We start from the raw sequence: 13,979 nt of genomic DNA, 5'->3' as shown, positions 1-13,979 counted from the left end.
CACCCGGGAGGGTGTGGGAGAGTAGGTCACCGCCGGAACATCATTACACGGTCGAGGACCCCCAACCACGTTGGGGGTCCTCCCGCATTTAACCCCAAAACCACAAACCGGGCCGCCAGGCGCGCAGCCGCCACCGGCAACGACGGTGCGACGGACCCCGCCGGCCAGGTCCCGCAGCAGACCGGCCCGCGCCGGACCGGTCCGCGCCGGCCCCCCACGGCAGGGAAACCCGGCCGCGGACCCGGCCCATGATCAGACGGGAAGCCCGGCCGACGACGCCGGAAAGACCCGGCCATGGACCCGGGCCCAAGCCCCCGGCCGGGGCCGCGGTCCCGCCCGCTTGGCTGACCTAGCAGCGCGCCAGCCTCACGGGTAAGTGCAGCGGTCCCGCCTTTGTGGATTGCGCCCCGATGATCCGTCCGTTCTGGCGCGGGTAGAGTTGATGCCCATGGACAATCTCTTCAGCCACGCTCCTGCCGACCCTTCCGATGTTCCCGAAGCGGAAGCCTCGGATGCTTTGGAGCCGGTTGTCTTCACGGTCGTCGTCCCCGGCGCTGTTGCCCGGGCCTTCGTGGGTTTCACCGAGCATACGCACCTCTGGTGGCCTCTGGAGGATCACAGCGTCTATGGCGCAGGCTCTTACGTCGAATTCGAGGAGAACCTGATTCTGGAGACAGCTGATGACGGGAGGACCGCGACTTGGGGCTCCATTGATGACTGGCAGCCGCCGCTGTCCTTCCACGCCAGTTGGCACCCGGGGAGCTCCGCCGTGTGGTCAACGGAGCTCCGTGTAGCCTTCCGTGCAGTCGATGGCGGCACGGAGCTGCGCCTGGTGCACAGCGGCTGGGAGGGTGCCGAGGATCCGGCGGCCGCGCGGGCGGAGTATTTGGCAGGTTGGCCCGGTGTGCTGGATCGTTTCCTGCGCTTCATGGGCGGTGCCGGCGCCTGAGTCTGGGCCGGAGCGTGCGGCTGACCTTGCCCGGCCTGTGGCCCGCATCGCGGCGTTCCTTCCCAGTTGCTTGGAGGACCGGGGCGGAGAACGCGCGGGCTTCCCCGGCATTCCGGGCCCTTATGCGCGGGCGGCCGCGAATAGAGGCAAGAAACCGGGCAGGAATGCAGCCAAGGAGAGCCTAGCCAGCAATTTACGGACCCGGGCGCGGAACAGGACAGGAATGCGGCCAAGGAGAGCCTAGCCAGCATTTAACGGACCTGGGCGCGGAACAGGACAGGAATGCGGCCAAGGAGAGCCTAGCCAGCAATTAGCGGATCCAGACCAGGGGGCGCGGAACCCGCGGGCTGACCCGGCGTGCTGGATCGTCTCGTCCGCTTCATGGGCGGCGTCGGTGCCTGAGCCTGAGCTTGCCCGGCCTGTAGCCCGCATCGCGGCGTTCCTTCCCAGTTGCTTGGAGGACCGGGGCGCGGAACCCGCCGGCTTCCCGGCATTCCGGGCTGTTCTGCGCGGACGGCCGGCAATGGAGGCGCGGAACCGGGAAGGAACGCGGCCACGGAGAGCCTAGCCGGCAATTAACGGACCCCGGCGTGGGACCGGGCAGGAATGCAGCCAAGGAGAGCGCAGCCAGCAATTAACGGATCCGGACCAGGGGGCGCGGAACCCGCGGGCTGGCCCGGCGTGCTGGATCGTTTCGTGCGCTTCAGGGGCGTCGGTGCCTGAGCTTGCTTGGCCTGGGACCCGCATCGCGGCGTTCCTTCCCAGTTGCTTGGACGACCGGGGCGCCGACCCCGCGGGCTTCCCCGGCATTCCGGGCCCCTATGCGCGGACGCCCGGGCAATAAAGCGAGGAACCGGGCAGGAACGCGGCCACTGAGTGCCTAGCCAACAATTAACGGAACCGGGCAGGAACGCGGGGCGCGGAGAACGCAGCCAGCGATTAGCGGATCGGGGCGGCGTCCACCGGCGGAACAGCGGTGCTGGAACGGATTATGAAGCGGGTGGGGTATTCGGTGTCCGTGGCCGCGGGGTCGGAGCCGCCGTCGAGCCCCGCCAGCAGGCGCCGGACCGCCAGGGCGCCCTGGCCGCGCGCGTCCTGGTCGATCGTGGTCAGCCCGAAGACTTCGCCCAGCTCATGGCCGTCGATGCCGATGACTGAAAGGTCCTGCGGCACCCGAAGGCCGAAATCCCTGGCTGCGAGGATGGTCCCGATCGCCATCTCGTCGGAGGCGGCGAACACGGCCGTGGGGCGTTCGGGTGAGCTGCCGAGGAGCTGCCGGGCGCTGGCATAGGCGCCCTGGATGGTGAAATCTGCGGAGAGCTGCCACTCTGACCGGACGTCCAGCCCCGCCTCGCGCATGGCTTTCTTGAAGCCCGCCTGACGGGTTCCGGGCAGGCGGAAGTCCTTCTCGTAAGCGGCATCGCCGGTCATGTGCGCGATTCTGCTGTGGCCTAGCTGGATCAGGTGCCGGGCCGCTGCCTCGGCGATGCCCGAGTCGTTGATGCGGATGGTCGAAGCCCCCGGCAGCGGTCCGCCGATCCCGACGATCGGGCGGTGGATGGCCAGCAGCTGGGCAATCTCAGCCTCGGACAGCTCCAGGGAGACCGCGATCACGGCATCCACGCGCTTGCGCAGCAGGAAGTCGTTTAGAACGCTGTGCCGGCGCTCCTGCCCCTCGCTGACGTTGTACAACGTGAGGTCGTAGCCGGCGTCCAGCAACGTCGCCGAGACGCCTTCGACCACCGAGGAAAAGAACCAGCGGTGGACCGACGGGACAACGACACCAACGTTGTGATTGCGCCCGGAGGCCAAGCTGGAAGCGTGATAGGAGAGGACGAAACCCAGCTCTGCGGCGGCGGCCCGGGCGCGTTCGCGGCTGCGCGGGGAAACATTGCCCTTGCCACTCAAGGCGCGCGAAACGGTTGCTATGGAGAGGCCGGCCCGTTCCGCGACGTCCTTGATGCCGGGCATGCCTACCCCTCCGTGTCCTCAATGTAGATTTCAAGCCAAACAGTTTCACCTGAGCTTAACTGATCCCCGGCACTGGACATGTCCACGGCCGCGTAACCTGCGCCGGGTGACGTTGAGCTGCGCAGAAGTACCCGACCGGCAGGCATCTGCAGGGGTTCGGATCCGGTATTCAGCAGCACCAGCGTGGTGCCGTTGAGGAAGGCGATGCTCGTGTCCGTGCACAGGTCCTCGTACCAGGACAGCGATCCGCGGCCGAGTTCCAGCACGCGGCGCAGGTCCAGCATGCGCTTGTAGAGGCTCAGGTGCGACGACGGCGACGCGGCCTGCACGTCCCGGGCCAGCCGGGCGAAGCTCTCCGGCTGCGGCAGCCAGGGATCCTGCCCGTCGCCGAATCCCGCGTGGAGTTCGCCGGCCCGCCAGGGCAGGGGAACGCGGCAGCCGTCGCGGCCGAGCCGCGCGCCGCCGGTGCGGGCAAAGGTGGGGTCCTGACGCCGGTCGTCCGGGATGTCGATCCCGTCCGGGAGCCCGAGTTCCTCGCCCTGGTAGAGGTAAGCGCCGCCGGGAAGTCCCAGCATGAACATGGAGGCCGCGGCCGCACGGGACCGTCCCAGGTCCTCGTCCGGCTGCTGGTCCGCCGTGCCGATTCCGTCACCGTCGCGCGGCGCCTGCCCGTCGTATCCGAAGCGGGTGGCGTGGCGGACGACGTCGTGGTTGGACAGCACCCAGGTGCTGGGAGCGGCGACTGAGTCCAGCGCCGTCAGCGATTCGGTGATGACGCTGCGCATCCGGTGCACGTCAAGGCCGGCATGCAGATAAGGAAAGTTGAAGGCCTGGTGCATTTCGTCCGGGCGGACCCAGTCGGCGAGCCGGGGGAGCGGGTCCACGTTCGCCTCGGCGCAGAGGATCCGGTCCGGGCCGTACTCGGCCAGAATCCGCCGCCAGTGGCGGTAGATGTCATGCAGGGCAGGCTGGCCGAACATCGGAGCATCGTGGCCGGGGAAGCCGTCGCAGCTGTTGCCGTCCGCGCGGCCACCCCACTCCGGCAGGCCGGGGGCCTTTACCAGCGCGTGTGCCACGTCCACCCGGAAACCGGAGACCCCGCGGTCCAGCCAGAAGCGCAGGACCCGCTCGAATTCCTCATGGACGGCAAGGTTGTCCCAGTTGAAGTCCGGCTGGGAGGAGTCGAAGAGGTGCAGGTACCACTGGCCGGGCGCTCCGTCCGGTTCGGTGATCCGGGTCCAGGCCGACCCGCCGAAGTGGGACTGCCAGTTGTTGGGCGGCTCTTCGCCGAATGTTCCGCGGCCATCGCGGAAGATGAACATGTCCCGCTCCGGGCTGCCGGCCGGCGCTGCCAGGGCGGCCTGGAAGGCCTGATGCTGGTCTGAGCAGTGGTTGGGCACCAGGTCCACAATCATCCGCAGTCCCAGCCGCGTGGCCTCGGCAACCATGGCGTCGAAGTCGTTCAGCGTGCCGAACAGGGGGTCGACGTCGCAGTAGTCGCTGACGTCGTAGCCGGCATCGCGCTGCGGGGACCGGTAGAACGGGGAGAGCCAGACGGCGTCGATGTCGAGATCGGCAAGCCGGGGCAGCTCCGCGGTGATTCCGGCGAGATCCCCGATGCCGTCGCCGTTCAGGTCCCGGAACGAGCGCGGATAGACCTGGTAGATGACGGCCGAACGCCACCACCCGGGAACGTCGTCTGCGGCGTGCACCGGGGTCAGCGGACCCGTCAGGGGGCCGGCCTGCGCGGCGGGGGAGAAGAGAACTGTATCAACGGACATGCCGGTAATCGTAAGTCTCAATCACGAAAAATGAAAACGCTTCCAGTCACAATTGAACCGGAGGCTTCCACCAGCGATTGGACTATCCCCGGCCGCGCGTCCGGCTCACTTGCCGGACTCGGCGGCCAATGTCGCGCGGCGGGCAAGTGGCCGGGCGCGCCCTGCCCACAATCGGCATCTTCGCTACCCGCCGGTACGTTGACTTTTCAAAGCGGCACCCAGCGTGTACTTTGGAAGCGCTTGCAGCTGTGAGCCACATCACCGACGATGCCACCGGGCTCTGGAACGGACTTCCAGGGCCCTCTGCGTGGACGCAGGAATTTATGAAAGGGACACCAATGAAGGTGCAGAACACCCTCACGAACGGAACGAGCCGCCGCGTATTCACCGCGGGCGCGATTTCCGTAGTGGCCGCGCTGGCCCTCAGCGCGTGCGGCGGCGCCGCAGCCACCGCACCCGCCACCGCAACGGCCAAGCCTGACCTGAAGGCCTCCGGTGCCAGCACGATCACCATGTGGGTCGATGCCGAGCGCGCCCCCGCGCTGAAGGACATCACGGCCAAGTTCCAGACCGATACCGGCATCGCGGTCAAGCTCGTCGTGAAGGACTTCGCCGCTGTCCGCGACGACTTCATCACCCAGGTCCCGACCGGCAAGGGCCCGGACCTGATCGTCGGCCCGCACGACTGGGTCGGCAAGTTCGTCCAGAACGGCGTGATCGCGCCGGTGGAGCTCGGGGACAAGAAATCCGAGTTCCAGGACTCGTCCATCAAGGCCATGACCTACAACGGTTCCGTCTACGGCGTCCCGTACGCGATCGAGAACATCGCCCTGCTCCGCAACACGGACCTCGTGCCCCAGAGCGCAAAGACCTTGGACGAGGTCGTCGCCAACGGCAAAAAGGCCGTGGCTGACGGCAAGGCGAAGTTCCCGTTCCTCGTCGGCATGGATCCGAAGCAGGGCGATCCGTACCACCTCTACCCGCTGCAGGCTTCCATGGGCTCGCAGGTCTTCGGCAAGGCAGCCGACGGCGGCTACGACCCCAAGCAGCTCCTGATCGGCGACGCCTCCGGCGTCGCGTTTGCCAAGAAGCTGGCCGCCTGGGGCGACAAGGGCGAAAAGATCATCAACTCCAACATCACCGGTGACATCGCCAAGGAGAAGTTCCTCGCCGGCGAGTCCCCGTACTACCTGACCGGCCCGTGGAACGTGCCGGACGTGCAGAAGAAGGGCATCAAGTTCGCTGTTGACGAGCTGCCGACCACCGGCGACCAGCCGGCCCAGCCGTTCATCGGCGTCAACGGCTTCTTCATCAGCGCCAAGAGCGCCAACGCCCTGGCCACCAACGAGTTCGTCACCAACTACCTGACCTCCGAGGCAGCCCAGGACTCCATGTACAAGGCCGGCGGCCGCCCGCCGGCACTGAAGGCCTCCTTCGACAAGGCAGCAAGCGACCCGGTTGTCGCCGCCTTCGGCAAGATCGGCGCCAACGGCGTCCCGATGCCGGCCATTCCCGAAATGAGCGCCGTCTGGGCTGACTGGGGAGCCACCGAGCTCGCCCTGATCAAGGGCCAGGGCGACCCGGCCGCTGACTGGGCCAAGATGGCAGCCAGCATCAAGAGCAAAATCAAGGGTTAGTCCCCGCGCCGGTTCCTGACGCTTCCCTACGCGCCAGGAACCGGCAGCACCGGGCCGGGCGGCCGCCAGGCTGCCCGGCCCGTTCCTGCATCACCCCAGCTTCTCCCAAGGACCGTAGACAGCCATGTCAGATACCGAACTCCGCGAGGACACAGACCCCGCACAGTCGTCCGCCCTGGACGCCGCCCCCACACCCTCCGGCCGGTTGGCCGGCAGCGCCCGCCCACGGCGGAGCGGCCCCGAGGGGGTGAAGGGAACCATCGCCAAGATCGTGCTGCTGGGCCTCGTGGACGCCCTAGCTGTCTACGTCCTGATGATGCTTTTCCTGAGCCAGTCCTGGCTGGCGCTGGGAGTCTCCGCCGCCGTCGTGCTGGTGATCAACTGGATCTACCTGCGCAAGGGCGGCCTGCCCGCCAAGTACCTGGCCCCGGGCGTACTCTTCCTGCTGGTGTTCCAGGTCTTCGTGGTCATGTTCAGCGGCTACATCGCGTTCACCAACTACGGCGACGGCCACAACAGCACCAAGGACGACGCGATCGCCGCCATCCAGCTCACCGCCCAGAAACGGGTGCCCGACTCGCCGGCCTACAAGGCCGCCGTGCTCACCAAGGACAACACCTTCTACCTGCTCTTCACCGACCCGCAGGGCAAGGCATCGCTCGGGAACACCGAGACGCCGCTTGCGGAAGCCCCCGGCGCCGGCAAGGACTCCACCGGCAAGGCCAACGCCCTGGCCGGCTACCGGACCCTGAACTTCCAGGAGATCGTCGCCAACCAGCAGAGCATCCTGGACATGACCGTCCCGGTGTCAGCCAACCCGGCCGACGGCACGCTGCGCACCGCGGACGGCAGCAACGCATACCAGTTCAAGCCGTCGCTGAAGTACGACGCCGCAGCGGACACGTTCACGGACACCACCTCTGGCGCCGTCTACCGGGACAACGGGAAGGGCGCCTTTGCGGCGGATAACGGCGAGACGCTCTCCACCGGCTGGAAGATCGACGTCGGGATGGAAAACTTCGCCCGCGCCTTCACCGACCCCAGCCTGCGCGGCCCGCTGCTCGGCGTCATCCTCTGGACCTTCACCTTTGCCCTGGCATCCGTCGCGCTGACCTTCGCGCTGGGACTGTTCCTTGCCATCACGTTCAACCGCGAGGACCTCAAGGGCAAGAAGGTCTACCGGATCCTGATGATCCTGCCGTACGCATTCCCCGCCTTCCTCACCGGCCTGGTTTGGTCCGGCATCCTCAACCCGGAATTCGGCTGGCTCAACCAGAACCTGTTCGGCGGTGCCCCGATCGGCTGGCTCTCCGACCCCTTCCTGGCCAAGATCAGCGTGCTGGTGGTCAACCTCTGGCTGGGCTTCCCCTACATGTTCCTGGTCTGCACCGGCGCGCTCCAGTCGCTGCCCAGCGAACTGGACGAGGCCGCCCGGATGGACGGCGCTGGCCCCTGGCGGGTATTCCGCTCCATCAAGCTGCCGCTGCTGCTGGTCTCGATCGCGCCGCTGCTGATCTCCTCCTTCGCCTTCAACTTCAACAACTTCAACGTGATCTTCATGCTCACCGGCGGCGGCCCGCGGTTCGCGGACACCGACCGCGACATCGGGGCAACGGACATTCTGATCACCCTGGTTTACAAGGTGGCGTTCGGGCAGGGCACCGGCCGTGACTACGGCCTGGCCAGCGCATTGGCGATCATCATCTTCATCATCGTGGCCACTGTCTCGGCCATCAGTTTCAAGCAGACCAAGGCACTCGAGGAAGTGAACTCATGAACGGGTCAGCACCGCTCACCGCCGCTCCGGCGGACAAAACCCGGCAGGGTGGAGGGACCGGCATCGCCCCGGAAACCACCACCGGCGGGACCGACGTCGAATACCTGAAGTCGCTGCAGCGCCGGCGCCCGTTCGGTGTCTGGTTCAAGGACAAAGGATGGCGCCACCTGGTGGGGTGCATCGTGACGGTCTTCGCTGTCTTCCCGCTGCTCTACGTGCTCTCCGCAGCACTCAACTCCACCGGCACGCTGGTTGGCTCCAACGCGCTGTTCAGCAAGATCGACTTCGGCAACTTCACCGCTCTGTTCGATATGCCCTCGCGGCCCTTCGCCCGGTGGTTCGGCAACACCATGGTGGTGGGCGGCGTGACCTCGGCGGCCACGGTGTTCCTCGGGGCGATGGCCGCGTACGCCTTCTCCCGCATGCGCTTCACCGGCCGCCGCGTCGGCCTGCTGACCCTGCTGCTGCTGCAGATGTTCCCGCAGCTGCTCGCCGTCGTCGCCATCTTCCTGCTCCTGAGCGGCATCTCTGAGGTCATTCCAGCGCTCGGCCTGGGCAGCCAGCTGGGCCTGATCATGGTGTACCTCGGCGGAGCGCTGGGCGTGAACACCTACCTCATGTACGGCTTCTTCAACACCGTGCCGCAGTCCCTGGATGAGGCGGCGAAGATCGACGGCGCCAGCCACGCGCAGATCTTCTTCGGCATCATCATGCGGCTTGTCACGCCCATCCTGGCGGTGGTGGGCCTGCTGACCTTCATCGGCATCTCCGGCGAGTTCGTGATCGCCAGCGTGGTTCTCACGGACCCGGACAGCCAGACCCTCGCCGTCGGACTGTACTCCTTCGTCGCGCAGCAGCGTTCGGAGAACTGGGGCGTCTTCGCCGCCGGAGCGGTGCTGTCCGCCGTGCCCGTGATGGCCCTCTTCCTCTACCTGCAGCGCTACATCGTCAGCGGCCTCAGTGCGGGCGCGGTGAAGGGCTAGGCATGATCCTGCCAGGTAGCGCCGGCCCCCTGCCGCACCACGACGGCTCCGCGCTCCACGCGCCCCGGCATGTGGAACCGGGGGCGGAAGTCCGTCTGCGGCTCCGCGTGCCGGCCGTCTGGGGGCGGGCCGCCCGGGTGTGGCTCCGGTCCATCCACGACGGCGAACCCCGCTACGATCCCGCCAGTGACCTTGGGGAAGCCGACGGCTGGGTCTGGTGGGAGGCCGCCACGGTGGTGACCAACCCGGTGGCCCGGTACCGCTTCCTCCTGGAAGTCGCGGACGAAGCCGGCGGTGACGGCACCTTGCGGTATTGGAGCCTGAACGCGCAGGGACTGTTCGGCCGCGACGTGTCAGACTACGCCGACTTCCGGCTCACCACGTTCCGGCCCGCCCCCGAATGGCTGCGCCGGGGCACGATGTACCAGATCTTCCCGGACCGCTTCGCCCGCTCCGCGACGTCCAACGCGTCCCCGAATGGCGCGGTCCCGAAAGGTGCGGTCCCGGACTGGGCCGTGCCGTGCAGCTGGGACACCACCGAGGTGGAGGGCTCCGGCCCGCAGACCCCGTACCAGTATTACGGCGGGGACCTCCGGGGCATCACCGAGCGGCTGGACCACATTCAGGCGCTCGGGGCCGACGTCATCTACCTGACGCCGTTCTTCCCGGCCCGCTCCAACCACCGCTACGACGCCGCCACCTTCGCCTGCGTGGATCCGCTGCTGGGCGGGGACGAGGCCCTCGTGGACCTCGTCGAGGCCGCCCACGCCCGCGGCCTGCGGGTGATGGGCGATCTCACGGCCAACCACTCCGGCGATGCTCACGAATGGTTCCAGCGCGCCCTGGCGGACCCGGCCTCCGAGGAAGCCGGCTACTACTACTTCAACGCCGGCCACACGGAGTACGAGTCCTGGTACGGTGTCCGGTCGCTGCCCAAGTTCAACTGGGCATCGCCGGGCCTGCGCGAGAAGTTCGTCCTGGCTGACGATTCCCCAGTGGCGCGCTGGCTCCGGCCGCCCTTCAATCTGGACGGATGGCGGATCGACGTCGGCAACATGACCGGCCGGCTCGGCGGCACCGACCTCAACCATGACGTCGCACGGCTGATCGCGGACCGGGTCCGCTCAATCAACCCCCAGGCCGCGCTGCTCGCCGAGGCCACGAACGACGCCGCCCCCGACTTCAGCGGCGAGCACTGGCACGGCGCCATGACCTACTCCAACTTCACCCGCCCGCTGTGGTCCTGGCTGGCAGGGGCGGCGGGACAGGTCAATTTCTTCGGAACACCGCTGCCCGGGCCCAACCGGACGGCCGCCGAGGACTTCCTGGCCACACACCTGGACCTCGCTTCCGCGTTCAGCTGGGAAGTCCGGCAGCAGAACATGAACGCCCTGAACAGCCACGACACCGCGCGGGCGGCCACAGTCATGATCGACGGCGGCCAGCGGCTCGGCGCGCTGCTGATGTTCACCCTGCCGGGTGTTCCCGTGGTCTTCGCCGGCGACGAGTTCGGACTCAAGGGCGACAACGGGGAGTCGTCCCGGACGCCCATGCCCTGGAACGACCCCGGCCGGGTGCTCGCCGACCTGACCGCGGACTACGCTGCCCTCACCGCGCTGCGCCGGGAAGAGCCCGCACTGACCGGCGGCGGCGTGCGCTGGCTGTACGCCCGCGGGGACGTCCTGGCGTTCGTGCGCGAGACAGCGCAGAGCGCCGTGCTGGTGGTGGTGGCCCGGGCCGGAGCCGAGGCGGAGCTGGCTCCGGGAACCCTGTCCGAGACCCAGTTCGCGGCCCTGGCGGGGCGGCCCGCCTACGCGACGGGCGAGCTCGTTGCGGAGCTGAGCCCGGCGCCGGCCAGCCAGCCGGGGCCTTCGCCGGACGCCTCTGCCGGGCAGATCAGGGCGGATGTGCCCGCCCCATCCGCCCGGATCTGCACCCAAGGCCCCGCCGCCGCCGCGTGGGTGCTGCCCGGGACTCGACTGCCGGTGCCGCAGCCTTAGACTGGGAGCCGGATTCGACCGAACTGGAGACCGCATGCGCAGCATCATCGACGAGCTGACCACCGTCCTGGGCCCGGAGAAAATTGCCGCGGACCCCGCAACCCTGGCCACCTACGCTGTGGACCAGGCTCCAGTCCTGGACTATCAGCTCCCGCAGGCGGTGGTCCGCGCCGAATCGGTGGCAGACGTCCAGGCAACCGTGAGCGCCTGCGCCGCACGGGGGATCGCGGTCGTGGCGCGTGGGGCCGGCACCGGTGTTTCGGGCGGCGCCCACGCCAGCGAGGGCTGCGTGGTGCTCAGCCTCGAGCGGATGAACCGCATCCTGGATCTCAACCCGGATGACGAGACCGCCGTCGTGGAACCCGGCGTCATCAACGCGGACCTCAATGCCGCCGCCGCCGTGCACGGGCTGATGTACGCCCCGGATCCCGCAAGCTTCAAGATGTCCACCATCGGCGGCAATGTGGCTACCAACGCCGGCGGACTGCGGTGCGCGAAGTACGGGGTGACCCGGGACTCGGTGCTGGCCCTCGACGTCGTGCTCGCCGACGGTTCGCTCATCCACACCGGCCACCAGACCTTCAAGGGCGTCGCCGGTTACGACCTCACCGGGCTGTTCGTCGGCTCGGAAGGGACCCTGGGAATCGTGGTGGGAGTGACCGTGCGGCTGAAGTACCTGCCGCGCGAGGTGCACACCATCGCCGCCTTCTACCCGGACTTCCGCAGTGCCGCGGCCGGCGTCCTCGCCGTGGGCAGGGCCCGCGTGCAGCCGGCCATAATGGAACTGCTCGACGGCGGTTCACTCGCCCAGCTCGATGACATCCACGGCTCGGACCTGGCCGTGCGCGGGGCGTCCCTGCTGCTGATCCAGACCGACGGCTTCGGCGCGGCGGCGGAGGCCGCGGCCATCCGCCCCGTCCTCGCCGCGGGGGGAGCGGTGGTCAGCATGGAAGCCAGTGCGGAGGCCGAGCAGCTCGTCGAGCTGCGGCGCAACAGCCGCGGGACCGAGGTGGACGACGAATACCGGGTGGGCGAGGACGTGGCGGTGCCGCGCTCGCGGCTGGTGGACTACGTGGCCGAGCTGGAGGCCATGGCGGCGGAATACCGGGTCAAGCTCAAAGTCGTGGCCCATGCCGGCGACGGCAACCTGCACCCCACCTTCTGGATTGACCGGGTGGACAACACCGTGGACCCCGATGCCATGGAGCGCCTCGGCGCGGCCCTGGACAGGTCCATTGCCGTGGCGCTGGCCATGGGCGGCACCATCACCGGCGAACACGGGGTCGGCCAGTACAAGCTGCGCTGGCTGGGCCTGGAGCAGAAGGAACCGGTGCGCGAACTGCAGCGCCGGATCAAGGAGCTGTTTGACCCGGCCGGAATCCTGAACCCCGGAAAGGCGATTTAGCCCGCCCGTGCCACAACGCCCGGGCCTGCCGCTTAGTCGTCGACGTCCGGGTATTCGTCCTCGGATTCGTCGGCGCCGTAGCGTGATTCCTCGGTTTCGACCTCGAGGATTTTGAGCAGCCCCGTGTCCGGGTTGAGCATGATGGCCGCCTCGTCGCGGCGGTGGCGGAGCTCGTTGTCGATGTAGGACTGGACGGCCTCGGCCAACGGGATGTGCCGGTTCTCCTTCTCGGACATGTACCAGCGGTGTTCCAGGACCTCGTGCACCGCCTCGGCGGGCTCGAGCTTGCCTGAGAGATCGCGGGGGATGGCCCGCACGATCGGCTCGAAGATTTGGCTGACCCACAGGTGCGCGCTGTATTCCTCATCCATGGCCGGGTTGTTGTCCGCCCGGAAGGAGTCCATATCGTTCAGCAGCCGGCGGGCCTGGTTTTCTTGGGCGTCCAGTCCGGTGAGGCGCAACAGCCGGCGCTGGTGGTGCCCGGCGTCGACCACCTTCGGCTGGAGCTGGATCGTGGAGCCGTTCTGCGTGGTCTTGATGGCGTATTCCTCGACGTCGAACCCGAGTTCGTTGAGCCGCCGGATCCGGGCGGCCACCCGCCAGCGTTCGCCGATCTCAAACGACTCCTTCGCCGTCAGCTCGGTCCACAGCCGCCGGTAGCTGTCCATGATGAGCTCGCTGGTGGCCACAGGGTCGACCTTTTCCTCGATCAGGCCGCCGTCCAGAAGGTCCATGAGCTCCCCGGCGATGTTGACCCGGGCGATTTCGAGGTCGTACTCGCGCTGGCCGGTGGACAGATCCGGATAGAGCTCGCCGGTCTCGGCATCCACGAGGTAGGCGGCAAAGGCGCCGGCGTCGCGGCGGAACAAAGTGTTGGAGAGGGAAACATCGCCCCAGTAGAAGCCGATCAGGTGCAGCCGGACGAGCAGCAGCGCCTGGGCGTCGATAAGCCGGGTCAGGGTGTCCTTGCGGAGCATCTGGGAGAAGAGCGCACGGTAGGGCATGGAAAATTTCAGGTGCCGGGTGACTAGCACGGGGTTCAGCGGCCTGCCCTCGGGGGTGGCGCGCCCCGTGATGACGGCCACCGGCTCCACGCAGGGCACGTCCAGCCGGGCGAGTTTGCGGAGCATGTGGTATTCATGGCGGGCGACGTGCTCCGAGGTTTCCTTGATCGCAATGACCGATCCGCCAAGGTGGGCGAAGCGCACGATGTGCCGCGAGATGCCGCGCGGCAGTGCCGCCAAGTACTCTGCCGGCCAGTCCTCGAGGGCAATGTGCCAGGGCAGGTCGAGGAGTTCGGGCTCGGTGGCGGCGGCCGTGATGCTCAGCGAGCTGGCCAGGGAGGCCTTCTCGTCGTTGGCGCTGGCGGCCTCGAACCGAGGCAACTTCCCAATCTGACCGTAGTCGGTGGGCTCGTCGTGCCACTGGGCACTGTTTTCCTCGGTCATGGGTTTTCCTCGGTCATGGATCAATTCT

9 protein-coding genes are annotated in these 13,979 nt (G+C 67.9%); 6 read left to right on the top strand and 3 right to left on the bottom strand.

All coding sequences use genetic code 11. The features are described from left to right. Positions 1-448: 448 nt before the first annotated feature. Positions 449-949, top strand: coding sequence for an SRPBCC domain-containing protein (locus C8D78_RS17770; protein ID WP_120955190.1), 501 nt, complete (start codon positions 449-451; stop codon positions 947-949). Positions 950-1,888: 939 nt separating this feature from the next. Here C8D78_RS17770 and C8D78_RS17765 read toward each other — a convergent pair. Together C8D78_RS17765 and C8D78_RS17760 are read right to left on the bottom strand one after the other, a co-directional pair. Next, positions 1,889-2,920 (bottom strand): LacI family DNA-binding transcriptional regulator, encoded by a 1,032-nt coding sequence (locus C8D78_RS17765; RefSeq protein WP_120955189.1) that lies wholly within the window; start codon positions 2,918-2,920, stop codon positions 1,889-1,891. Between the two features lie 2 nt (positions 2,921-2,922). Then, positions 2,923-4,701 (bottom strand): glycoside hydrolase family 13 protein, encoded by a 1,779-nt coding sequence (locus C8D78_RS17760; RefSeq protein ID WP_120955188.1) that lies wholly within the window; start codon positions 4,699-4,701, stop codon positions 2,923-2,925. 338 nt (positions 4,702-5,039) lie between these two features. Between C8D78_RS17760 and C8D78_RS17755 the strand changes: the two genes are divergently transcribed. From C8D78_RS17755 to C8D78_RS17735, 5 genes are all read left to right on the top strand, one after another. Then, on the top strand, positions 5,040-6,338 hold the full coding sequence (locus C8D78_RS17755; protein WP_120955187.1) for a sugar ABC transporter substrate-binding protein: 1,299 nt from the start codon (positions 5,040-5,042) through the stop codon (positions 6,336-6,338). A 124-nt stretch (positions 6,339-6,462) separates the two neighbouring features. Further along, positions 6,463-8,115, top strand: coding sequence for an ABC transporter permease subunit (locus C8D78_RS17750; protein WP_120955186.1), 1,653 nt, complete (start codon positions 6,463-6,465; stop codon positions 8,113-8,115). Next, complete coding sequence (locus tag C8D78_RS17745; protein WP_244208468.1) at positions 8,112-9,098, top strand: sugar ABC transporter permease; 987 nt, start codon at positions 8,112-8,114, stop codon at positions 9,096-9,098. The genes C8D78_RS17750 and C8D78_RS17745 overlap by 4 nt, the downstream gene beginning before the upstream one ends. 2 nt (positions 9,099-9,100) lie before the next feature. Next, the gene (locus C8D78_RS17740; RefSeq protein WP_120955185.1) at positions 9,101-11,098 is read left to right on the top strand and encodes a glycoside hydrolase family 13 protein; all 1,998 of its coding nucleotides are present in this window, start codon (positions 9,101-9,103) and stop codon (positions 11,096-11,098) included. A gap of 34 nt (positions 11,099-11,132) precedes the next feature. Then, positions 11,133-12,503, top strand: coding sequence for an FAD-binding oxidoreductase (locus C8D78_RS17735; protein WP_120955184.1), 1,371 nt, complete (start codon positions 11,133-11,135; stop codon positions 12,501-12,503). 32 nt (positions 12,504-12,535) lie between these two features. On the opposite strand, the gene C8D78_RS17730 is transcribed toward C8D78_RS17735, so the two are convergent. Next, positions 12,536-13,951 carry a DUF4032 domain-containing protein gene (locus tag C8D78_RS17730; RefSeq protein WP_120955183.1) on the bottom strand — a complete coding sequence of 472 codons (1,416 nt, stop codon included), beginning with the start codon at positions 13,949-13,951 and terminating at the stop codon, positions 12,536-12,538. Positions 13,952-13,979: the final 28 nt, after the last annotated feature.

Source organism: Arthrobacter oryzae (assembly GCF_003634095.1).
GTDB lineage: Bacteria > Actinomycetota > Actinomycetes > Actinomycetales > Micrococcaceae > Arthrobacter > Arthrobacter oryzae.
The sequence above is the reverse complement of the archived record's forward strand: the minus strand, read 5'-3'. Positions and strand labels throughout refer to the sequence as shown.

Excerpts from the sequence above, each read along its gene's own strand:
- C8D78_RS17770 (WP_120955190.1), top strand. The coding sequence starts at position 449 with ATGGACAATCTCTTCAGCCACGCTCCTGCCGACCCTTCCGATGTTCCC.
- C8D78_RS17755 (WP_120955187.1), top strand. The coding sequence starts at position 5,040 with ATGAAGGTGCAGAACACCCTCACGAACGGAACGAGCCGCCGCGTATTC.
- C8D78_RS17745 (WP_244208468.1), top strand. The coding sequence starts at position 8,112 with ATGAACGGGTCAGCACCGCTCACCGCCGCTCCGGCGGACAAAACCCGG.
- C8D78_RS17750 (WP_120955186.1), top strand. The coding sequence starts at position 6,463 with ATGTCAGATACCGAACTCCGCGAGGACACAGACCCCGCACAGTCGTCC.
- C8D78_RS17730 (WP_120955183.1), bottom strand. The coding sequence starts at position 13,951 with ATGACCGAGGAAAACAGTGCCCAGTGGCACGACGAGCCCACCGACTAC.
- C8D78_RS17765 (WP_120955189.1), bottom strand. The coding sequence starts at position 2,920 with ATGCCCGGCATCAAGGACGTCGCGGAACGGGCCGGCCTCTCCATAGCA.
- C8D78_RS17740 (WP_120955185.1), top strand. The coding sequence starts at position 9,101 with ATGATCCTGCCAGGTAGCGCCGGCCCCCTGCCGCACCACGACGGCTCC.
- C8D78_RS17735 (WP_120955184.1), top strand. The coding sequence starts at position 11,133 with ATGCGCAGCATCATCGACGAGCTGACCACCGTCCTGGGCCCGGAGAAA.
- C8D78_RS17760 (WP_120955188.1), bottom strand. The coding sequence starts at position 4,701 with ATGTCCGTTGATACAGTTCTCTTCTCCCCCGCCGCGCAGGCCGGCCCC.